At 58.5% G+C, this 20,917-nt stretch carries 18 protein-coding genes; 11 read left to right on the top strand and 7 right to left on the bottom strand.

Annotated features, from left to right (window positions below):
• Window positions 1–2 precede the first annotated feature (2 nt).
• Window positions 3–194: a hypothetical protein gene (locus tag V6S97_RS23585; protein ID WP_060726691.1), complete on the top strand. Its 192-nt coding sequence runs from the start codon at window positions 3–5 to the stop codon at window positions 192–194.
• A gap of 17 nt (window positions 195–211) precedes the next feature.
• Here the strand turns inward: V6S97_RS23585 and V6S97_RS23580 are convergent, their stop codons facing one another.
• Window positions 212–1,246 (bottom strand): LacI family DNA-binding transcriptional regulator, encoded by a 1,035-nt coding sequence (locus tag V6S97_RS23580; protein WP_077998784.1) that lies wholly within the window; start codon window positions 1,244–1,246, stop codon window positions 212–214.
• A gap of 138 nt (window positions 1,247–1,384) precedes the next feature.
• Between V6S97_RS23580 and V6S97_RS23575 the strand changes: the two genes are divergently transcribed.
• The 6 genes from V6S97_RS23575 (at window position 1,385) to V6S97_RS23550 (ending at window position 7,554) form a co-directional block, all read left to right on the top strand.
• A complete protein-coding gene (locus tag V6S97_RS23575; RefSeq protein WP_060726689.1) occupies window positions 1,385–2,419 on the top strand; it encodes a Gfo/Idh/MocA family protein in 1,035 nt (344 codons plus the stop codon).
• A gap of 12 nt (window positions 2,420–2,431) precedes the next feature.
• Window positions 2,432–3,334 (top strand): sugar phosphate isomerase/epimerase family protein, encoded by a 903-nt coding sequence (locus V6S97_RS23570; RefSeq protein ID WP_060726688.1) that lies wholly within the window; start codon window positions 2,432–2,434, stop codon window positions 3,332–3,334.
• Between the two features lie 64 nt (window positions 3,335–3,398).
• Window positions 3,399–4,631, top strand: a complete 1,233-nt coding sequence (locus tag V6S97_RS23565) for an ABC transporter substrate-binding protein (RefSeq protein ID WP_060726687.1) — start codon at window positions 3,399–3,401, stop codon at window positions 4,629–4,631.
• A gap of 114 nt (window positions 4,632–4,745) precedes the next feature.
• Window positions 4,746–5,648, top strand: a complete 903-nt coding sequence (locus V6S97_RS23560) for a carbohydrate ABC transporter permease (protein ID WP_060726686.1) — start codon at window positions 4,746–4,748, stop codon at window positions 5,646–5,648.
• A complete protein-coding gene (locus tag V6S97_RS23555; protein WP_060726685.1) occupies window positions 5,645–6,472 on the top strand; it encodes a carbohydrate ABC transporter permease in 828 nt (275 codons plus the stop codon). The genes V6S97_RS23560 and V6S97_RS23555 overlap by 4 nt, the downstream gene beginning before the upstream one ends.
• Window positions 6,469–7,554, top strand: coding sequence for an ABC transporter ATP-binding protein (locus tag V6S97_RS23550; protein WP_060726684.1), 1,086 nt, complete (start codon window positions 6,469–6,471; stop codon window positions 7,552–7,554). The genes V6S97_RS23555 and V6S97_RS23550 overlap by 4 nt, the downstream gene beginning before the upstream one ends.
• A gap of 107 nt (window positions 7,555–7,661) precedes the next feature.
• Here V6S97_RS23550 and V6S97_RS23545 read toward each other — a convergent pair whose 3' ends face one another.
• Complete coding sequence (locus V6S97_RS23545; protein ID WP_111791768.1) at window positions 7,662–8,327, bottom strand: transglutaminase-like cysteine peptidase; 666 nt, start codon at window positions 8,325–8,327, stop codon at window positions 7,662–7,664.
• A 248-nt stretch (window positions 8,328–8,575) separates the two neighbouring features.
• Here V6S97_RS23545 and V6S97_RS23540 point away from each other — a divergent pair, with 248 nt between their 5' ends.
• From V6S97_RS23540 to V6S97_RS23530, 3 genes are all read left to right on the top strand, one after another.
• Window positions 8,576–9,592: a DUF1402 family protein gene (locus V6S97_RS23540; protein ID WP_111791314.1), complete on the top strand. Its 1,017-nt coding sequence runs from the start codon at window positions 8,576–8,578 to the stop codon at window positions 9,590–9,592.
• A gap of 377 nt (window positions 9,593–9,969) precedes the next feature.
• Window positions 9,970–11,529, top strand: a complete 1,560-nt coding sequence (locus tag V6S97_RS23535) for a TerC family protein (RefSeq protein WP_060726681.1) — start codon at window positions 9,970–9,972, stop codon at window positions 11,527–11,529.
• 113 nt (window positions 11,530–11,642) lie between these two features.
• On the top strand, window positions 11,643–12,629 hold the full coding sequence (locus tag V6S97_RS23530) for a LacI family DNA-binding transcriptional regulator (protein ID WP_060726680.1): 987 nt from the start codon (window positions 11,643–11,645) through the stop codon (window positions 12,627–12,629).
• 32 nt (window positions 12,630–12,661) lie between these two features.
• Here V6S97_RS23530 and V6S97_RS23525 read toward each other — a convergent pair whose 3' ends face one another.
• From V6S97_RS23525 to V6S97_RS23515, 3 genes are all read right to left on the bottom strand, one after another.
• Window positions 12,662–14,347, bottom strand: a complete 1,686-nt coding sequence (locus V6S97_RS23525) for a metallophosphoesterase family protein (RefSeq protein WP_111791769.1) — start codon at window positions 14,345–14,347, stop codon at window positions 12,662–12,664.
• Window positions 14,341–14,949, bottom strand: coding sequence for a dual specificity protein phosphatase family protein (locus tag V6S97_RS23520; protein ID WP_111791770.1), 609 nt, complete (start codon window positions 14,947–14,949; stop codon window positions 14,341–14,343). Before V6S97_RS23520 ends, V6S97_RS23525 begins: the two co-directional genes overlap by 7 nt.
• A gap of 64 nt (window positions 14,950–15,013) precedes the next feature.
• Window positions 15,014–15,820 carry an inositol monophosphatase family protein gene (locus V6S97_RS23515; protein ID WP_060726727.1) on the bottom strand — a complete coding sequence of 269 codons (807 nt, stop codon included), beginning with the start codon at window positions 15,818–15,820 and terminating at the stop codon, window positions 15,014–15,016.
• Between the two features lie 342 nt (window positions 15,821–16,162).
• Here V6S97_RS23515 and V6S97_RS23510 point away from each other — a divergent pair, with 342 nt between their 5' ends.
• Complete coding sequence (locus V6S97_RS23510; RefSeq protein WP_111791771.1) at window positions 16,163–18,148, top strand: putative bifunctional diguanylate cyclase/phosphodiesterase; 1,986 nt, start codon at window positions 16,163–16,165, stop codon at window positions 18,146–18,148.
• A gap of 298 nt (window positions 18,149–18,446) precedes the next feature.
• Here V6S97_RS23510 and V6S97_RS23505 read toward each other — a convergent pair whose 3' ends face one another.
• Window positions 18,447–19,547 carry a hypothetical protein gene (locus V6S97_RS23505; RefSeq protein WP_060726676.1) on the bottom strand — a complete coding sequence of 367 codons (1,101 nt, stop codon included), beginning with the start codon at window positions 19,545–19,547 and terminating at the stop codon, window positions 18,447–18,449.
• A partial coding sequence (locus V6S97_RS23500) for a DUF4150 domain-containing protein (protein ID WP_334427809.1) occupies window positions 19,544–20,917 on the bottom strand: 1,374 nt, incomplete at its 5' end. The genes V6S97_RS23500 and V6S97_RS23505, both read right to left, overlap by 4 nt.

Here is a 20,917-nt window from a genome sequence, read left to right as displayed (position 1 = left end):
AAATGCCACCTCGCTATTGCGCCTTAAAGATCGCCGCGTTGATGGATGATGTCGCCGAGCAAATGGCGCGTGAAGGCGTTGAAGCAGCCGTGAAGGGCCATAGCGCCACCCTCGCCGACGACGAAAGATATAAGGAAGACCAGTATAAATTCAATCCTTTCGGCGTCGCCAGCATTGGCGGCTACAAGCTTTAACGCCCCTGCGCAGCGGCCTATGCGGCGGGGGCGGGATCGCTCTCGCCGGCCACCAGAAGCATGGGCCATACGCAATGGCGGGCCTGACCGGGATAAAAGGGCGCGTAGGCCGGCATGGTCGATAATAGCGTCTGGGCGACCGTCACGCCGAGATCATGCAGGGACATGCGGAAACTGGTGAGGCGAGGCTCCAGAAACTGGCCGCGCGGGCCATCGCGAAAGCCGATGACGGCAAGATCGCCCCCCGGTTTCAGGCCCGCTTCCGCCAGCCGGCGATAAAGACCGACCGCCATCAGCTCGTAAATCAGCACGATCGCCGTTGGCCGGGGCCGCATCTGCAGCCATTCGCTGGCGGCGTGATACCCCCCCTGCTCGCTCGATTTCGCCCGGATGACCAGAGAGGAATCATAGGCGATGCCATTGCCTTCCAACGCGCGCCTGTATCCCTCCAGAAAAATGTAACCGAGATTGATGTCGCTGTCGGGCACGGCAACCGCGATCGAGCGATGCCCGGCAGCGGCGAGACGGTCCACGGCGCTTTTCGCGACCCCTTCGAAATCGAGGTCGATCCAGGCGTGACTGTCGCTGGAAGCGGTCCGTCCGAGCGATACGAAAGGCAGGCGGGTCTGCTTCAGGAAATCCACACGCTTGTCGGTCCGCCGGGTCGCGGAAATGATCATCGCATCCACCATGCGGCGCGCCACCATGCGCTTCAAATATTCATCCGGATCCTCGTCCCCCGGGCAAGGGAGAACGATGAGATCGAGATTATGCTCGGAAAACACGCTTTGCAGACCATCCGTCACACCCAGAAAGAAGTTGTCGGAGTTTTCAACAGTCTGCGCGTCGCTGCCGGTCATCAGGCCGATGACATTGGTGGTTCCCTGCCGCAGGCTGCGGCCGGACTGGTTGGCGACATAACCCAGCTTTTCCGCCGCTTCGAGAACACGCCGCCGCGTCTCTTCGTTCACATCCGGCTTGCCGTTCAGGGCACGGGAAACAGTGCCTATCGATATCTCGAGATAATCGGCAAGCTGACGAATTCCTTTCATGCACTCCCCTCCCAGGCCCGGCGCGCAATCGACGCGCCCCTTAACGGTCTTGACATATCTAACATCATTGGCATAGTCTCGTAAACGTTTACGACGCTCTGCGCAAAGAGGAGTTTGCCAAGAGCCCGGGGAGATGAGATGACTTTTAGTGCCGTTTTATGCGGGTGCGGAGCCATGGCCAAAGGCTGGTTGCGCGCCATTCAATCAACGCCGGAAATCGCCAGTGCGATCAAGATCGCCGGTCTGGTGGATCTGAACGAGAACACGGCCCGCGCGCTGGCCGAAGAATTCGCCCTCACCGACGCGGTCATCGGCACGGATCTCCGCAGGGTTCTCGCTGAAACCAAGGCCGACATCCTTTTTGATATCGTCATCCCGCAGGCGCGTTTCGCCGTGGTTGAGGCCGGTCTAGAGGCCGGGTGCCATGTGCTCAGCGAAAAGCCGCTTGCCGCCTCGATGGAGGAAGCCGCAACGCTGGTGGAACTGGCGAAGAAATCAGGCAAAATTCATGCTGTGGTGCAAAACCGGCGGTTTGTGGCCGGTATCCGGCGGCTGCGCCGCGCGCTGGAAGACGGCGTTATCGGCGATCTGACGGCCATCCATTGCGATTTCTTCCTTGGGCCGCATTTTGGCGGCTTCCGCGAGGAAATGAAGAACGTCCTGCTTCTCGACATGGCGATCCACACCTTCGATGCAGCCCGTTTCGTCGCCAATGAAAAACCCCTCTCCGTCTTTTGCGTGGAGAAGAACCCGGCCGGTTCCTGGTATGCCCATGGGGCAAGCGCCAACGCCATTTTCGAGTTTTCCAACGATGTCGTCTTCACCTATCGCGGCTCGTGGTGCGCCGAAGGCGAGCGGACCAGCTGGGAAGCGCGCTGGCGGCTGATCGGCTCCAAGGGCATGATCCTGTGGGACGGGGAAGACAATTTCTCCGCCTCGGTGGCCGGCGACGAACAGGGGCTTCTGCGTGGCTTTAAGACCGTAAACGTTTCCGAAGCCGTTTCCGAGAAGGACACGCGCGGCCATGCCAGCGTCATTCTCTCGTTCCTCGAATCCATCCGCACCGGCCAGATGCCGGAGACAGCCTCCTTCGACAACATCAACAGCCTTGCCATGGTGATCGGCGCGATTGAAAGCGCCCGCCTCGGCCAGCGTGTTTCAATTGCAGCATAAGGACTGAAAGACGTGAGCAATCCGGCAACATCCATCCGCATCGGCACCATGGTCAGCGCCACCAAGGGCCAGGCGGCCGAACGTATCGGCCAGATCGCCGATCTCGGCTTTGAAAGCTTCGAGCCGTTCTTCTGGCAGACCACCAACGGTCAGGACCTTGCCGAGCTCGGCAAGCGCTGCCTTGACGCGATCGGCGAGCGCGACATCACCATCAGCACGCTCGGCATGTTCGGCAATCCGCTGGAAGAAACCGAGATCGACCTTGAGACATTGCAGGGCTGGAAAGACTGCATCGACAATGCCCACCATTTCGGCGCGACCTGCGTTGCGGGTTTCACCGGCCGGCTTCGCGGCAAACCGCTGCCGGAAAGCCTTCCCCGATATAAGGAAATCTGGAGCGAGCTTGCAAAACGCGCCGCCGACAAGGGCGTGAAGATCGCCTTTGAAAACTGCGCCATGGATGGCAACTGGCAGACCGGCGACTGGAACATCGCGCACAACCCTGATGCCTGGGAACTGATGTTCAACGAAACGCCGGATGACCATATCGGCATCGAATGGGAACCCTGCCATCAGATGGTCTATCTGATCGACCCGCTGCCGCAAATCCGAAAATGGGCGGACAAGATTTTCCACGTACACGGCAAGGACGCGACAATCCGCTGGGACGTCATTCGCGAGCACGGCATTTTCGGCAAGGAAAAATTCGTCTTCATGCGCACGCCGGGCTTCGGCGACAGCAACTGGACGGACATTGTTTCCGAACTGCGCCTCGCCGGCTGGTCCGGCTCCATCGACATCGAAGGCTGGCATGATCCGGTCTATCGCGATGCGCTGGAAATGACGGGCCAGGTGCATGGCCTGAACTATCTGAAAAAATGCCGCGGCGGCGATTTCGTCGTCGACCCGACATAACGGCAACCTTTTGGGAGAAGGTTTCCGAAAATTGCAGAGAGACGATAACCAAGAGGAGGAGATTATGGGTATCGCGAAATGCATGATGGCCGGCGCAATTTTGCTGGCGAGCGTATCAGCCGGCGCAATCACCGCGCAGGCCGAGGATGTGACGTTGACCCTCTGGTCGCTGGATCGAGATATCCAGCCGGCGCCGAACCTTATCAAAGAGTTCAATGCGCTCAATAACGGCATCAAGATCGAATACCGGCAATTGCAGTTCGATGATGTGGTGAGCGAATCCATGCGCGCTTATTCGACCGGCAATGCGCCCGACATCATCGCCATCGACAACCCCAACCACGCCATGTTCGCCGCACGCGGGGCCTTTCTCGATGTGACCGACATGATCGCCAACTCTGAAGTCATCAAGACGGAGAATTATTTTCCGGGGCCGCTGAAATCGGTGATGTGGGACGGCAAATATTTCGGCGTGCCGAAGGCGACGAATACGATTGCGCTTTATTATAACAAGGACCTGTTCAAGGCCGCAGGGCTCGACGCGGCAAAACCGCCGCAGACCTGGGATGAGCTGGTGGGCGCGGCCCGCAAGCTGACCAATCCCGCAAAGAACGTCTATGGCATCAGTTTCAGCGCCAAGGCGAATGAGGAAGGCACCTTCCAGTTCCTGCCCTGGGCGCAGATGGCGGGCGCGACGTACAAGAACATCAATACCGAGGGCGCCGTCAAAGCGCTCGAAACATGGAAGCTGATGCTGGACGAAAAGCTGGCATCTCCCGATACACTGACGCGCAGCCAGTGGGATTCCACCGCCACCTTCAACGCCGGCAATGCCGCCATGGTCATTTCTGGCCCATGGGAAATCGACCGCATGCTGAAGGACGCCAAGTTCGACTGGGGCGTGGCCCTGCTGCCGGTGCCCACACCCGATGCGCCCCGATCTTCGGCCATGGGCGACTATAACTGGGCGATCTTCTCCAAGACCAAACATCCGGAAGAGGCCTTCAAGGCAATCGAATTCTTCGCCTCGAAGGACAAGGATATGTTCAAAAACTTCGGCCAATTGCCGGCGCGTTCGGATATTCCGGTTCCGCCAACCGGCAATGCGTTGAAGGATGAAGCGCTAAAAACCTTCGTGGAACAGCTGAAATATGCGCAGCCGCGTGGCCCCTCACCCGAATGGCCGAAGATTTCCAAGGCGATACAGGACGCCATTCAGGGCGCCCTGTCGGGTCAGATGACGCCGAAGGCTGCGCTTGATCAGGCCGCTGAAAAGATAAAGCTGGTCGAAGGCTGATCTATCTGGGCGGGCGGGCCGGTTTCCCCGGCCTCCACCCAAGGGTTCCTCCCGGTGGGGCTGCCTGTCGCGACAAGCGGCGGCGGCCCCGACTGGAGCTTTTGAGGATGTTTCATGAAAAAACTGTTTTCCAGCGTCAGTGACGGTCGCGGTTTCGACATCGTCCTTGTCGCCTTTCCTTTGGGCTTCCTGTTCGTCATGGCCGGGCTGCCGCTCATCTACAATATTGTCATGAGCTTTCAGGAAGTCGACATGTTCAGTCTGGGCACCTTCGTGCGCCCCTTCGTCGGCTTCAAGAACTATGTCGACCTGTTCCGGCAGCCGGAAACATTGCCGATCCTTTTCAACACGGTCACCTTCGTCGTGGCCTCGATTGCCGGGCAGTTCGCGATCGGCTTTGGCCTGGCGCTGTTCTTCTGGGTCAATTTTCCCGGCGCCACCTGGCTGCGCGGCCTGTTCCTCGTCTCCTGGGTCATGCCCGGCCTCGTCGTCGGCGCCATCTGGAACTGGATTCTCTCGGGCGATTTCGGCGTCTTGAATTTCTTCCTGCGGGAAAGCGGCCTGGTATCGGGCAATATCTTCTGGCGCTCGGATGCGAATTTTTCGCTCTGGGCCGTCGTCATCGCCAATATCTGGCTCGGCACCTCCTTCAACATGATCCTGCTGTCAGTCGGCCTCGCCTCCATTCCCGGCGACCTCTACGAAGCCGCGGAACTGGATGGAGCCAATGCCTGGCAGCGCTTCTACACCATCACCCTGCCAATGATGCGCTCCACCATCGGCGCGATCGTCTCGCTCGGCCTGATCTTCACGCTGCAGCAATTCGATCTTTTCGCCGCCATTACCGATGGCGGACCGAACAACAGTTCCAACGTGGCGCAATATTGGGCCTGGGACCTGTCCTTCCGGCAATATGATTTCGGCAAGGGTGCGACGATATCCGTCATCATGATCGTTTTCGTCATGCTGGCCTCCATCGTTTATGTGCGCTCCACACGGCATGAGGTGCGCGGATGAGCATCACCAACCGCGATCGGCTGATGCTGGTAATCGCCATCATTCTCGCCATCATCTACCTCTTCCCGCTTTACTGGATGTATCTGACCTCGCTCAAAAGCGGCTCGGAAATGTTCGCCAATCCGCCCTCCTTCTGGCCCAGCGATCCGCAATGGCAAACCTATGCCTATGTCTGGAACAGCCGCAACATGGGGCGCTACCTGTGGAATTCGGTGCTGATCGCTTCCAGCGCAGTGCTGCTGATCACCGTTCTCGGCGTCGGCTGCGCCTATGTTCTGGCGCGGTATCGCAATGTCTGGGTGGATATCGGCCTGTTCCTCATCCTCATGCTGCAGGTTCTGCCGGCATCGCTGATGATCACGCCAATCTTCGTCGGTTTCTCGCAATTCGGATTGCTGGATTATCCGCGGCTATCGGTCATCCTCGCCATTGCGGCAAAAAGCATGCCCTTCTTTGTCGTCCTGGTGCGCGCCACCTTCATGGCCGTGCCGCAGGAGCTGGAAGAGGCGGCGCTGGTGGATGGCAATTCCCGGGTCGGGGCCTTCTTCAACATCGTGCTGCCGCTTGCCAGGAACGGTATCCTCGTCAGCGCCATCCTCATCTTCATGCAGGCCTTCGGCGAATTCGTCTATTCGAAATCCATCATCCAGGCGGCCGAATTGCAGCCCGCCAGCGTCGGCCTCAACTCCTTCATGGGCCCCAACACCAGCGAATGGAACAACATCATGGCCTATGCGACCATGTATGTGACGCCCATTCTCGCCCTCTTCATTCTCTTGCAGCGCCGCATCGTATCCGGCCTGACCTCGGGAGCGCTCAAATGACCCTTCAGATCGAACTATCAGGCGTCAACAAATATTACGGCGCCTTCCATGCGCTGAAGAACATCAACCTTTCCATCAAGAAGGGCACCTTCGTGGCACTTGTCGGCCCATCCGGCTGCGGCAAGTCTACCCTTCTGCGCTCACTCGCGGGCCTGGAGACCATATCGGCCGGCGACATGCGTATTGCCGGCACCCTCATGAACGGCGTGCCGCCACGCAAGCGCGATGTGGCCATGGTGTTTCAGTCCTATGCGCTCTACCCGCATATGACTGTCGAAGAAAACCTCACCTATTCGCTACGCATGCGTGGCGTGGCCAAGGCCGAGGCCCGCAGGGCGGCGGAAGAGGTTGCGGCCACGACCGGACTCTCCAAGCTGATGAAGCGTTATCCCCGCGAACTCTCCGGCGGCCAGCGCCAGCGTGTGGCCATGAGCCGGGCGATCATCCGCAATCCGCAGGCCTTCCTGTTCGATGAGCCGCTCTCCAACCTCGATGCGGCCCTGCGCGTCCATATGCGCAAGGAAATCCGCGCCCTTCACGACCGCCTGCATGCAACTTCAGTCTACGTCACCCACGACCAGATCGAGGCAATGACCATGGCTGATCATGTCGTCGTCATGCGTGACGGCGTCATCGAACAGCAGGGCACGCCGCTGGAACTTTACGACCGCCCGGTCAATCGTTTCGTTGCGGGTTTCATCGGCTCACCGGCCATGAATTTCATTCCGGCGACAGTCAGTCCGGACGGCGCTTCGCTTCTACTGCAGTTCGGCGAAGGTGAGCCGCAGCAATCCATAAGGGCGCCAGCCACCCTGCCGCCCGGCAAACATGTGATCGTCGGCATCCGGCCGGAACATATCCGGCCGGCAGCGGCAGAGGGGGCGGCATTGGCATTGCCGGTTTCAGCCGTGGAAACAACCGGTTCGGCCACCTTCCTCACAACAGGAACATCCACCGAACTGGTCATCGCGGTACAGGGACGCAGCGCAGTCAAGGCTGGCGAGATCATTGGCCTCGATATCAACCCGGCCGATATGCACCTCTTCGACGAGGCAACGGGCATTGGCCTTGCGAGACAATAATCCATATCCGTAGAAGGGCTATGCTCGCGGGCCGCATGACGGCCCGCTGTCCTTGCCGGGGGCGCCAAACCTGTTCTTACCCGGTCCTGCTCTTGCTGTGAGTGGTTTCAGCGCGATTTGAAGATATCGAACAAGCTACGGCGCGCTGTCGCGGAGGTGGCGGTAGCCCGACCAGCCTCGCGGGAGGCGATTGCCGGCGCAGCGGGCCCTTCTATATCCACCCAGCGACCGGCATGATCGGTGGATTGGCGTTTCAGATAGGTATAGGCCGTTTCGTCCCAGCGCAAAACCTTCGCCTTCATATTGTCGAGAATGAAATCTCCCCGATCGGTTCTGACTGTCAGGATGGCGTGGCCCTCTCCCCGTTCGTCCCGCACCACTGTTATCAGGAGATTTGAAACAGCAAAACCGGACTGCATCAGGCGCCTGCGCTTCTCCAGCGCAAGGTCTTCGCAGTCGCCCGCACCCTTGTAGGGATATTCCCAATAATCCTCATAACCCCAAACCTCCATGTCGGTGCGCTGGTCGATCTCGACGTTAACGGCATTGTTCACCGAAACAATCGTTGCCCAGGCATCGGGGGTGAGGGTGAGGGGCGGCGTGGCCGTCACCGGCTGACATTCAACCGAATGCCGCTGGCAGAAGTCATAGTGGCCGACAGGCTGCGACGTGATCTTGCCAGTCTGCATGAAAGGAGACGCCTGAACCGGCGCAGCCAGGCAGGTCGCAATCAGAATGCAACAGGCTTGCAGCAATTTGATGGGAAGGGTCATGGTCGTCTCCTGACGACAGACCTATCGGCGGCGATTTGCGTTCACATGAAACAAAAAGCTCGATTTTTAACGAACCGGGAATTTCGGTCTCGATCGTGCTGGAGACGAGCGCGCAAATGACATCGATCAGAACGCGCATCAAACGGCCCCCAACGGTAAAGTGAGCGATGCGAACTTGTCAGCTATGGCCAGCCTGCCTATGAAGGAGCCCTCGCCGCGATAACAATCCACGTTACAGAGAACGCTGCATGAGCCTGTTTGCGAAGACTTCCCGCGCAGCCGCCGTCATCCTGGCGCTGGCCTCCCTTCCTTCCTATGCGCTGGCGCAGCAGGTGACCGTCGTTCCCCCCGGGAACAGCTCCGCCGAGCAGCCGGAAATCCCCAGAGCCTCGGCGATCCGCACCAGGGCCTCGTACACGACCTACGACGAAAAGTTTCGGAAGACGGTCGATCTTTTAAACAGCGAGCCCGCCCTTCTCGGCAAGATCAAGAAGGCCGCAGCGGCCTACGGGATTGACCCCATCCATATCGTCGGCGCCATCGTCGGGGAACATACGTTCAACGTCTCGGCCGTGGATCGCCTGCAGACCTACTACATCAAGGCCATTTCCTACGCCGAACTCGATATAAAGTTCAGCTATGACGGTGTTTCCCTGAAGACATTTCTGCAGCGGCCGGAATTCCGGCCCTGTGAAACGCTTGCCACCACGTCGGAACAATGGAGTTGCCGTGATACCGTCTGGGACGAGAGTTTCCGCGGCAAGGTGGTGGATGGTGTGAGCTATGAGGCCATCTCCTTCCAGCGCGCTTTCTTCCAGCCCTTTTATGCCGGGCAGACCTTCGGCCTTGGCCAGATCAGCCCGTTGACGGCCCTGCAGGTGACCGATCTCGTCAACAGGACGAGCGGCCTGCCGAAACTGTCGGCGGACAGGCCGAAAGATATCTACCGTGACGTTATGGATCCCGACCGCAGCATCATCTACATCGCCGCCATCCTCAGGGATTCCATCGATGCCTACAGGGAAAAAGGCTTCGACATTTCCGGCAATCCCGGCATCACTGCCACGCTTTACAATGTCGGCCAGCCAAGGCGTCGCGCCGAACGTCTGCGGGCTGCCGTGGATGCAGGGGCAAAAAAACTGCTGCCGGTCGAAAACTATTATGGATGGCTGATCAACGAGCGCCTCGACGTCCTGAAAAGCATTCTCGACGGCAAGGCCATCGACCAGCGGACGACCTCTGATATCGGCGGGAAAAAGCAATAACGGCTTTTTATCGTCAAACAATCAGGCAACCGCCCAGATTGCGCATCGCGCGTATTTCTCGGGAAATAACCGCTTATTTGCGCGCAAAGATTGCTCAAACGCATCGTCATGGCATCAAAAAACCGAAAATCGCTTTTCCAGCGGCCGAAAATTTGTTAGGTCGACCGGCACAAGAATTTACTGATAGTGGGATAAATCAACCCGATGCCTGACGAAGGCGACAGTACAGACGGTAGTCGACACCGAACGAGGCTGGCTCGCGTAACGCGAAGCCAGCCTCGGATCTTCTTGTTTTCATCAACGCGACGACTTCCAGCCTCGGATGTGCAATCCGGGGCTTTGCGCGTTTGCACCCATTCCCATAAAGGCTCCTGAACATGGAATTCCTCGCAGATCCGAACATCTGGATCGGCCTCGTCACCCTTATCGTTCTCGAAGTCGTCCTCGGCATCGACAATCTCGTTTTCATCGCGATCCTTGCCGACAAGCTGCCGCCGCACCAGCGCCACAGGGCCCGGATCGTCGGCCTGTCGCTGGCGCTCATCATGCGCCTCCTGCTGCTGTTTTCCATCTCCTGGATCGTCACGCTGACACGGCCGCTTTTCACCGTCGCCGATTTTTCCTTCTCGGGGCGCGATCTCATCCTCATTCTCGGCGGCGCCTTCCTGCTCGCCAAGGGAACCATGGAGCTGCACGAACGGCTGGAAGGTGATCAGAAGCCGAAACAGGGCAAGGTAGTGCATGCGGTCTTCTGGCAGGTCATCGTGCAGATCGTCGTGCTCGATGCCGTGTTCTCGCTTGACAGCGTCATCACCGCTGTCGGCATGGTCAATAATCTCTGGGTGATGATTACCGCTGTCTGCGTGGCCATGGCCGTGATGATGGCAGCATCCAGGCCGCTGATGGCTTTCGTGTCGAAACATCCGACCGTGGTCATTCTCTGCCTCGGTTTTCTCCTGATGATCGGCTTCAGCCTGATTGTCGAGGGTTTCGGCTTCCATCTGCCCAAGGGTTATCTTTACGCCGCCATCGGCTTTTCCGTGCTTATCGAGGCGGCGAACCAGCTTGGCAGGCGCAACCGTGAAAAGCGCATCACCGCCGGCGATATGCGTGAGCGCACCTCCGACGCCATTCTGCGGCTTCTGGGCGGCCGGGTTGGCGAACAACCATCCCTCGGTGAGACTGCCGACGTCATCGCCGCGCAGGCAGCGCAAAGCGATCTGTTCAAATCCGAGGAAAAGGACATGATCCGCGGGGTGCTCACGCTGGCCGAGCGTCCCGTCGTCTCAATCATGACGCCACGAACGGAGATCGACTGGCTCGATGTCGACGCCGACCACGACACGCTGAGACACCGCCTGCTGGAACTCGACCATTCCCGATTGATGCTGGCGCAGGGCAAGCTGGATTCATTCCTCGGCGTCGCCGCGACAAGGGATCTGCTGCGTGATCTTCTGCACGACGGAAAACTGAACCTTGAGCGCTCGCTGCGTGAGCCCCTCGTGGTGCATGAAAGCGCCACGGCGCTGCAGGTCATGGAACAGCTGCGAAAATCGCCCCTGCAGATGGCCGTCATCATCGATGAATATGGCACGTTGCAGGGCATAGCAACGCCGACGGATATTCTCGAGGCGATTGCGGGCGAGTTTCCGGATGAGGGCGAGGAAGCGCAGATTTCCGAACGGGCGGAGGATGGTTCCTGGCTGCTGGATGGCGCTGTGGACGTCAGAAGGGTATCCTATCTCCTGGATATCAATCTGGTGGACGAGGCCGACCGCTACTCCACAATCGCGGGCTACATCCTCTGGCGTCTCAATCGCCTTCCCGAAGTCGGCGAACATATTGCGGGCGACGGGTTCGAGTTCGAGATCGTCTCGTGCTCCGACAGAAACATCGAAAAGATCCGGGCGTGGAACACCACCCTCTCCGATGGATGATCCGGGCGCGGGAGGCGGCCGGCAGGAGCGCCTCCCGTCCAAATGTTTCGAATGGAATAGGCGACGCCATATAGCCTGTGATATCAGACCATGGTTCGCAACGGGGGAGTTGAATGGCGAGAGGGTTCGTGACAGCCGAAGAGGTGGCGAAAAAGGCCGGGGTCTCGCGTTCCGCCGTCTCGCGCACCTTCACACCCGGCGGCAGCGTATCGAAGGCCGTGCGGCGCAAGGTGCTCAAAGCCGCACAGGAACTCGGCTACCGCGTCAACCGTCTGGCGCAGGGTCTCAACAATGACCGCTCCAATCTCATCGGTGTCGTCGGCGCCAATCTCAGTTCTCCCTTCATTTCAAAGCAGCTCGATCTGCTCAGCATCGGGCTTCTGCGCCGTGGGCTGCAATGCCTGTTGCTGAATGCGGCGGATGCCCGCAAGGACATTGCGCCGCTGATCGAGCGTCTCTTCGAGTTTCGCGCCCAGGCCATCGTCGTTCTCTCCGGTGAACCGCCGGCGTCGATTGTCGATGAATGCATCGCCAACGGCGTGCGCCTCATCCTCATCAATCAGCGTCTTGATCGCACCGACACGAACATGGTGCTGAGCGACGATTCCCGCGGCGCCGATCTTGCCGCCATGCGGCTTGTCGAAGCGAAATGCAAAAAGGTCGCGGTCATTTCCAGCGGCAGCCAGACGCCGGCACAGTTGCGCCGTGCCGGCGCCTTCACCCAGCGCATGAGCATCGAAGGCGTCGAGGTCGTGCCATGGTCCGGCGGGCCGACGAGCTATGACAGCGGTTATCAGGCCGGCCGCGAGTTGCTCACGGACAAGACAATAGACGGCGCCTTCTGCGTGACCGATCTGCTGGCACTTGGTTTCATGGATGCCGCCCGGCTGGAAATGGGCCGCCGGGTGCCGGAAGATATCTCGATTGTCGGTTTCGACGACATTCCGCAGGCCGGCTGGAAAAGCTACCAGCTGACAACCATTGCCCAGTCCTTCGACGCGCTGACCGAGAAGGTCTTGACCGCGCTCGATAGCGATGAGCCGGAAACCCGGCTTCAGGTCGTGCCCGTTTCCATGGTCGAGCGCATCACCGCGCGCTAGACCAAATCTCCTTCCGGGCAAAACTCTTCAGTTCAAACCGCAACGCGTTCATGGTGCGGCGCAAGCCGAAGCTCCAGATCGCGCGGGCTGCCTTCGGCACGCTCAAGAAACAGGCCGAGTGCTCCGAAGAAGATTTCGAGAAAGCTCTCCACCGAGCCATCGTGATGATCCGGCTTACGACCAAAGCGTTCCGCCAGCGTTCGATAAAGGGAAAGCCGTTGCGGCGCGATATGCGGCAGCGAAAGACCTGCGCCCTGGCGTAGGCAATACCAATCGGCAATCAGCTCGAACATCGGCAGGTCTGAGGACAGGATAGCATCATCAGGCGAGGATCGGTCTTCGCCTTCAAGTAGGTCGAGAACGTCCCGAACGCTTTTGTCGGCGATTGCCCTGACGACAGCGGCCGGCCATTCCTTGGCGAAATAGCGATGCCTGATCAGCGCCCTGTTGTGACCCAGCAGAAAATCACCGTAATTGCCCGCCGCGAAAGCCCGGTCGTCTTCCTCACCCGCCAGTGCTGTTTCCTGCGCGTAACCGCTGCAAATGCGGCCATTGACCGGCAGGGCAGCCATCTCCACCGTCTCGACAAGGATTTCCTGCCGCGACGGGTGGACGACCTTGAAGGCGGGCGGAAAGGCGACGAGCGACGGCACGGCGATATTGGTGAGCGAGTTTTCGCCTTCCCCGCGACGGGTCACGCCTTCCACGTGCAGGTGCCCGCTGAAATGGACGGCAAGCCCGGCCTGCCGCAGCGCATCCTCCACCGCCCTGCGCGGCGTGCGGCGCACGACATTGGTTTTTCCGAACAGGGCGCTTTCCGCACCGCTTGCGCCATCGAAAGGATCGAGCGCCGGATAGTGGGAAAAGCCAAGCAATGTCTTGCCGAGCGCCTGCGCCCTGCGGCGCACATCGGCGATCCAGTCAATGATGAAAGGCTTGCAGCGCAAAAGCGCGTTCCAGCCGCCGGAGGTGCTGTCCGTAAAAGCCGCGTCCTCACCCCTTTCAAACTCACCATCGAGTGGTTCGAAAATATTGGCGTCGATCATCAGGAGCCACAGGCCCGGCTCGGGCTCGACCAGATAGGAAGCATCCATCAGGCGATAGACATTGCGACCATCGGGTGAGCGCACCTCGTACATCCGGTCTTCCGCCGCATCGGAAAGACCGAAGGGGGTTTCCCAATGCAGATAATCCGGCTGACGGAAATAACCGAAGGCCGCCATCGGGCCAAGACCCGCCGGATAACCCTCGCAATACATGCGATCGCTGATAATGACGCGCTCGCCGGCCCGCCGTACATCGCTTGAAACGGAAAGGCACCTGCCATTCTCCGTCAGAAATTCCTTGGTGTGGTGCCGGCCAAGCGGGCCGAAAATATCGTGATTTCCGGGCAGTGCGTAAAAGGCAGTGCCGTGGGCATGGCTGTGGCGCTGCAGAATGCCCTTCAGCGTCTCCGTCGTTTCCCGCTGGCCGTCATCGGTATAATCGCCAAGCAGCACCACATGGCGAATGCCGCGCTGGCGCACGTCTTCGAGCGCCGCATGCAGCGCATCGGTGCTTTCGTTGAAAACCCGGGTGGATTCGCGTGTATCGGACCAACTGCGCATGGTGATGCGCTGGCCATCAATCTCGATGCCGGGAAACCCGAAATCGGCTGCCGTGTCATGAAAATGCACGTCGGCGATGACGGCAACCGAGGGAAGCGTGCGTGTCAGCATGAGTGAGCAGTCTTTCTGCCCTCGACCATGTCGATCCATTCGGAAGCACGGCGAGCGGCGGCATAAAGCATCGGTTTCGGTGTCTCGAACCATTCATCCGGCCGCAATTCCCGTCTCGTGCGGATCACGGCCAGTGCATCGTCGAGGGTGGGATAGAGATCCGGCCGCTGCTTGTGCAGGAAAAGCGCCACCAGCGAAACGGAGCGGCTGCGGCCGCCGCGGCAATTGACGAGCACATTGCCGCCATCGGCAAAGGGATAGGTTTCCCGCTTCGGCATGGTCTGGCGAAGCGCGCCGTCGAGAATGTAATAGGCGCCCAGCATCATGGTGTCGGGGCTACCCTCGCCATCAATAAGGCCGAGCTTGTAATAACGAATGTCGCCATAACCTACCGCGCGCCTGTCGCCCTCTTCTGCCGTGGCCTGCACGAGATTGATATCCAGATTGACGGCGCAATTGACGACGATGGTGATGCCATGCCGGCGCAGGAGCCCGAGATCACCCGCACCATCGCTGCCGCCAATGTAAAGCGCAGCATTGTGCGGGCCCAGCCCTTCCGCAATCAGGCTGATTGCTGGCCGGGCATAAACGGGTCCATCCATTTCATTCCTCCACATGCACGGAGCCCCCTTTAAAGGGTCTCCGTCATAAATCATCCCGCCGCAGCTACCGCGCGGCAAGGACTATGTTCGACGCCTGGCTGACGCCTTTGGCAACACCGGCGGCTGCGGCCAGCACCGGCCCGCCATCCCGCAAGCTGCCGATTTCCAGAAATGGGCACACGTCGCCGCCAGCTTCGCTGACGAGTAGCAGGCCCGCAAGACAATCCCATGAATTCATATGCAATTCGAGATAGCCGTCGGAACGGCCATCGGCCACATAGGCGAGCGCCAGAGCACCGGAGCCGGCGCGGCGGACATTCGCGCCCATATCGAGCAGCTTCGTGACCACATCGAGATAGGTGGCGTTCGCGACCCGGGTGGACCAGCCCATCTCGATCGAAGCCGCATCGAAACGCTCCGTTTCCGCCGTCCGGATCGGCTCCCCGTTACGTGTCGCACCTTCGCCGCGGCGGGCGAGATAAAGCTCGCCGAGGGCGGGGTTATAGATCGCTCCGATTTCTGTCCGTCCGTTTTCGACATATGCGATAGAGATGCAGAAATGCGGAATGCCACGGGCAAAATTGGCGGTGCCGTCAATAGGATCCACCACCCAGACGCGCTCTCCGATCTCGCCGCCGCCTTCTTCGCCGAAAAAACTGTCATCCGGGAAAGCAGCCGAGATCGCGCCGCGAATATGCGCTTCGGAAGCCGCATCCGTCACCGTCAGAAAATCCTGCGGCCCCTTCATCGAAAAACTGCGCGTGGCCTCGCCCTCAAAACCTTTCAGCACCAGCTCCCCGGCGGACAGGATAACGCTGCGGCACAGTTCGGCTCGCGCCGCCAAGGTGTCGGGATAGTGGATTAAATCCATGTGCAAGAACCATTCCTCGAATTTTGAACACGCGTTCATAATGCACGCGCGCTCAAGCTTTTCAAGAGAATCTAAAAGGGAACTCATGAATATCGAGGGAGAGAAGCCTCATTCTACCAGATCAATAGATTTTCCACGGCGCATGGCAAGAAGCGAAGGGTTTTCTCACCCATCGGACATACCAATCCAGGAAACGCTTAATAACGAAAATAATGAAATGTTGCGAAATGCAGCGCCTGCATCTTGCGGTTGATACAGTTTTATGTCGGTTAACCCTGTGCATTTCCAACGATGTAACGGGAATTAAGTTACAAATGCCGCTCTGTACTTGAAGAGCCATAAATGAAATTACTGACCGCCACACAAAAATTGCAGGACTTCGTGTCCGTTCGGTCCGACAATCCTGATCTGCTGAAAGCGCAGTACCGTGCTTTCACCCGACAGATGCCGATGATGTATTTCATTCTGCTCTCAAGTACATGGGCGCTTGCCGTAACGCATATGCAGGTGGCGCCGCTCTGGCTCACCATTGGAATTCCCGGTCTCTTCACCCTCGGCTGCACGCTGAGAGTCACCTTCTGGTGGAGGACGCGTGGTATAGATCCCGCACCCAAGGTGGCACATGCAGCCCTTCAGCGTACCAATCGTCTGGCTGCCGGCATCGCCATGGCATTCACGCTCTGGTCTTTTTTGCTGGTGCCCTATGGGGATGCCTATACGCGATCCCACGTCGCCTTCTATATGGCGATTACCGTCATTTCCTGCATTTTCTGTCTGATGTATGTTCGCTCGGCCGCTTTCATGGTGACGGTCATCGTCAATGGCGCCTTCATCGCCTTCTTTCTGGCGTCGCGGCAACCGACATTTGTCGCCATCGCCATCAACGTGCTGCTGGTCTGCACCGGCATGATGTCCATCCTGCTGACCAACTACCGCAATTTTGAGCGCATGGTCATTTCACAGCAGCGCACGGAAGCGCTCAGCAATGAAAACCTGCTGCTTGCCAATATTGACAGCCTGACGGAACTGCCCAACCGCCGCGCCTTCTTCGCCCACCTTGAAGCCGAGCTCGAAAAGGCGAGGACCAACGGAACCCGGCTGGCGCTGGGCGTCATCGATCTGGACGGGTTCAAGCCGGTCAACGACCTTTATGGACACTCCGTGGGAGACAGGCTGTTGATCAATGTCAGCAAGCGCCTCACCGCCAATCTGAAGGCCAGCAAGGCGTTTCGACTGGGCGGCGACGAATTTGCCATTGTCGCGCCTATCATACCTGATGATGCGCAACTCGTGGCAAATGCCAATGCGATCTCCGAGCAGCTGAGGGCGCCTTACCATATGCCTGAGGGAACGGTGCATGTTTCCGCATCCATGGGAATAGCGGTCTTTCCACACCTCGCCTCCACGCTCGAGCAGCTTTTCGACAGGGCTGACTATGCCCTCTACCATGCCAAGAAAACCCGGCGTGGCGATGCCGTTCTGTTCGATGCGGAGCACGAAAAGCAGATCAATATTGAAGCCCGCGTCGAGCACCTGCTCAAACAGCGGGATATGGAAAACGAGCTTTCGGTCGTGTTCCAGCCGATCGTCGATATACGCGACGGAAGGACGGCAGGGTTTGAAGCGCTGGCGCGCTGGCACAGCCCGGTTCTCGGGCATGTGCCGCCTTGCCAGTTCTTCCCCATCGCGGAACGGGCCGGCATCGTCGGTTCGCTGACGCGGCCGCTTCTCAAAATGGCGCTCGCCTCCGCCGCCACATGGGAACCCTCCCTGCGCCTGTCGTTCAACCTTTCGGCCCAGGACCTCAATTCCCATGAGGGCGTGCTTTCCCTGCTCGGCATCATCGAAAACAGCAGCTTCGATGCACGACGGCTGGACCTTGAAATTACCGAGACGGCTTTTGCCCATGATTTCGAACAGGTGAGGCAATCGGTCGAAATGCTGCGCCGCCTCGGCTGCGGCATATCGCTGGACGATTTCGGCACCGGCTATTCCAGCCTGACGCGACTGCATGCATTGCCGCTGACCAAGATCAAGATCGACCGCAGCTTCGTCACGGACCTGCACGAAAAACCGGCCAGCTACAAAATCGTGAAATCCCTCCTCACCCTCAGTCGCGACATGGGACTGGAATGCGTGGTGGAAGGGGTGGAAACACCAGCCGAGCTAACCGCACTCGAAGGCCTCGGCGCCACGCTGGTGCAGGGCTACATCTATGCGCCGCCGCTTCGGGAAGAGGATGTCGGTGCGTTTCTTTCGGGCCAGGCGAGTCCCAAACATCGCACCAAATCCATAGCTCTCAAAAATCCAAACAAGGCTTGGTGGTAAGCTCCGATGCGCTCCCAAGTAAAACTTCCCCAGCGCCGGAATAGACATCACCGATGAGCCAACCTGGGTCAGGGATACATCAAGCGCCAAAGAGATGATACGTGCCTCATCAAGGACATGCAGCCGTATTGCAGCGTCCCGGTGGCGGCCCATGTGTCTCGGCATTGTGGTTCGCCGCTGTAGTTGTCGGGGGGAGGCTCATGCCATTTCCCTCCCGGTCCACGTTGCTGCGATTTTAGAAGGCCTCAGGCAGACCCAGCCGCATCAATAACATTCGAAGCCTTCGGAAGCTCGCAACTCAGAGATCTGGGTGTTCTATCCGCTCCCAAGCCGCACCATCGAAGCGGAAAACATCTTTCGATGCGACGACCCAAAGCACGTTTTCGATCACCTGCGCAAAAAACGGACCATTGTCGATAGATTCGTTATCATCACGATTGCTCAAGCGCGGAAGAGGAGGATCAAATCTGCCAAAACGTCCTGTCTTGGGATCATACTCATAAAGACCGCCGGGACGAACGCTCGCCGCCATGACGAGTTTTTCCCGATACGGAGTGATCATGTGAAAGAGATTATGCTGCTGCCGTAATGCGACAGGCGAAAATCCCCGTGTGTGACTTCCGTGTATGAGAACACCTTCTCTCCCACATACCCAGACACTGTCAGGATTCTCGATGTAAATTCCGGTCAAAGCGGCCACCGGAATTGGAATTTTCAGTTCGTGCAACTCATGACCATCCCAGAAACAAAGGACCGGTTTGGTACCAGGCCCCTCCTCCCCGCAAAGATAGATGGCTTCTTCCGACAAACCGTTTATGTCAAAGAACAGTATATCGCGGGAGGCTGGATTGAGGGCCGACCGAGTGACCCATTCCTGCCATTCCGGAGAAAGAAATTCCGGCTCTTTTTCAGGCTTTGCTTCCTCCTGCGCATTTGGGTTCAGCAACAATTTATCGGTCAGGAGACGCCAATCATTGTTCCCCTTGCGAACATAGATTTGCCCCCCCTCTCCGCAGGCATATAGGTGTTGCCCGATCTCGCGGATGCGAGTGAGACGCCCGTAGCCTTTCGAATCGTCACTCCAACTACCGGCTCCCTGAATTTTCTCTTGAAAATTCTCCTTCCAGTAGGTGTGATAAACGTCACCCTCCGACGACAGCAAAACGAAATAACCATCTGGCGTAGCGTGCTCAGCGCTATGATACACAGTCATGCTTTGAATATGGAAACCGAAGTCGGAATACGTCCAGTCCTGCGGCGGCACGTCGTCACGATCATACCGATAAAATCGGCCATCAGGATCGAAAGGTTCAGCATTGTCTCTCGTTGCGACAACGGCGAGCGTTTTGCCCGACCTCGCATATGCTCTCGTGAAATCGATAGGCAGCTTGGTTTTCATGGTTTTCTGGTCGCTCCTTCAACAGCTCCAGACTTCAAAGCCGATATGGTTTCTTCAGGAAGGGGAGGATATTGTTTAGCTCGTAAAAGCTGGAACGGATTTTTTCCAGCATATTGGGTCGTCAGGGCTGCCATAATCTCTTTTGCACAATCGGGCCTCACGCTTATCATAGCCTGGGCTGACGCCTGAACTACTTTATGTAAGGGTGCCGTAAAAGGTGGCGTTGAATTTCTACCCGCATTTTCGATCGCCTTGTCCGCCAGATGACCACCCCAGTGCTCGGTTTGCTCTACCCGGGCATTCCCAATAACACATATAGCCATACCATCATTAAGGCTGGGCATATTCGGAATGCGCTTATCGGCATCCTCTCTCGCGCCATAACGAAGCGTCCAGTCCGGAACTATATGGTGAGCCTGCATGCCGTACTGACCGCAGACGCTCTTCATCTTGGCGTAACGGTCGACCTGACACTTCTTGCGGTATTCGTCCCGATCGGAGACACGTACGGTTTCGCTCTGGGGTAATGCCTGTGGCCGGCTTTCTGGTTCCTCACGCACTCGCTGCCGATGTCGACGGAGCTCCTCCATCGCCCAATCCCGCATCTCCCAGCTGTCATGTCCGGCGTCGACACCCTCGTCGAACATTTCTTTGATCCGCCGCTCCTGATCGTCCCGTGGGACGACGTCAGACAGATTTGCACCATTATCGGGGATAAGGACGCTTGATAATATCCCGATGACATTTAGGCGGCGGGCCCAAATGCCCACCCTCGCGAGACGGCCAACTTTTGCAAGATCGCTCACAACCCTGTGAGGCGGGGTACGATACCACTGAGGCGCTCGGGCGGGTCCCGGGGTTATCACCCTTCCCGGACCACGAGGAACAGTCTGGGGGACAGTCGGCCTTGTCGCCGGCATTCCTCCGCGAAGTGCTTGCGCAGAGTTTTGAGCTGCCCCAGTCGTCGCTGCGGCAGCCGATCCCGCATAAGCGTATTTCTCACCCGCTTTAAACGGCTCGGGCGACGCATCGCTCATAACCCGGCCTTCGTCCGACCCGTCCTGCCATCTAAGCGACCCCCGCACCGGATCATCATCCTTGGGAGGATCATAGGTCTGCGTGCTGCGGACGAAGATCGCCTCACCCTGGGTATTCCTGCTGTTCATATAAAAACGATCGAGGTGGCGAATGACATGCGAGCCTTCAGCAAGCACCTGATCAGCGTGCCCGATGGGTTCGCAGATGCTTTCCACCGTGCCGGATTTTACCCCCTTACGGTTACCGGGCGCGTCGCCGTGCACATGTGTCGTACACGAACGCATCACCATTGCCTTTTTGCCGGTGAACCGAACAGACGGCGTATAGTTTTT

Origin of the sequence: Agrobacterium sp. CCNWLW155 (assembly GCF_036888815.1) — a bacterium.
Classification (GTDB): Bacteria; Pseudomonadota; Alphaproteobacteria; order Rhizobiales; family Rhizobiaceae; genus Agrobacterium; species Agrobacterium radiobacter.
The sequence above is the reverse complement of the archived record's forward strand: the minus strand, read 5'-3'. Positions and strand labels throughout refer to the sequence as shown.

What these genes read in the sequence shown, in the direction of transcription:
- V6S97_RS23585 (WP_060726691.1), top strand. Translation starts at nt 3, where the DNA reads ATGCCACCTCGCTATTGCGCCTTAAAGATCGCCGCGTTGATGGATGAT.
- V6S97_RS23580 (WP_077998784.1), bottom strand. Translation starts at nt 1,246, where the DNA reads ATGAAAGGAATTCGTCAGCTTGCCGATTATCTCGAGATATCGATAGGC.
- V6S97_RS23575 (WP_060726689.1), top strand. Translation starts at nt 1,385, where the DNA reads ATGACTTTTAGTGCCGTTTTATGCGGGTGCGGAGCCATGGCCAAAGGC.
- V6S97_RS23565 (WP_060726687.1), top strand. Translation starts at nt 3,399, where the DNA reads ATGGGTATCGCGAAATGCATGATGGCCGGCGCAATTTTGCTGGCGAGC.
- V6S97_RS23560 (WP_060726686.1), top strand. Translation starts at nt 4,746, where the DNA reads ATGAAAAAACTGTTTTCCAGCGTCAGTGACGGTCGCGGTTTCGACATC.
- V6S97_RS23555 (WP_060726685.1), top strand. Translation starts at nt 5,645, where the DNA reads ATGAGCATCACCAACCGCGATCGGCTGATGCTGGTAATCGCCATCATT.
- V6S97_RS23550 (WP_060726684.1), top strand. Translation starts at nt 6,469, where the DNA reads ATGACCCTTCAGATCGAACTATCAGGCGTCAACAAATATTACGGCGCC.
- V6S97_RS23545 (WP_111791768.1), bottom strand. Translation starts at nt 8,327, where the DNA reads ATGACCCTTCCCATCAAATTGCTGCAAGCCTGTTGCATTCTGATTGCG.
- V6S97_RS23540 (WP_111791314.1), top strand. Translation starts at nt 8,576, where the DNA reads ATGAGCCTGTTTGCGAAGACTTCCCGCGCAGCCGCCGTCATCCTGGCG.
- V6S97_RS23535 (WP_060726681.1), top strand. Translation starts at nt 9,970, where the DNA reads ATGGAATTCCTCGCAGATCCGAACATCTGGATCGGCCTCGTCACCCTT.
- V6S97_RS23530 (WP_060726680.1), top strand. Translation starts at nt 11,643, where the DNA reads ATGGCGAGAGGGTTCGTGACAGCCGAAGAGGTGGCGAAAAAGGCCGGG.
- V6S97_RS23525 (WP_111791769.1), bottom strand. Translation starts at nt 14,347, where the DNA reads ATGCTGACACGCACGCTTCCCTCGGTTGCCGTCATCGCCGACGTGCAT.
- V6S97_RS23520 (WP_111791770.1), bottom strand. Translation starts at nt 14,949, where the DNA reads ATGGATGGACCCGTTTATGCCCGGCCAGCAATCAGCCTGATTGCGGAA.
- V6S97_RS23515 (WP_060726727.1), bottom strand. Translation starts at nt 15,820, where the DNA reads ATGGATTTAATCCACTATCCCGACACCTTGGCGGCGCGAGCCGAACTG.
- V6S97_RS23510 (WP_111791771.1), top strand. Translation starts at nt 16,163, where the DNA reads ATGAAATTACTGACCGCCACACAAAAATTGCAGGACTTCGTGTCCGTT.
- V6S97_RS23505 (WP_060726676.1), bottom strand. Translation starts at nt 19,547, where the DNA reads ATGAAAACCAAGCTGCCTATCGATTTCACGAGAGCATATGCGAGGTCG.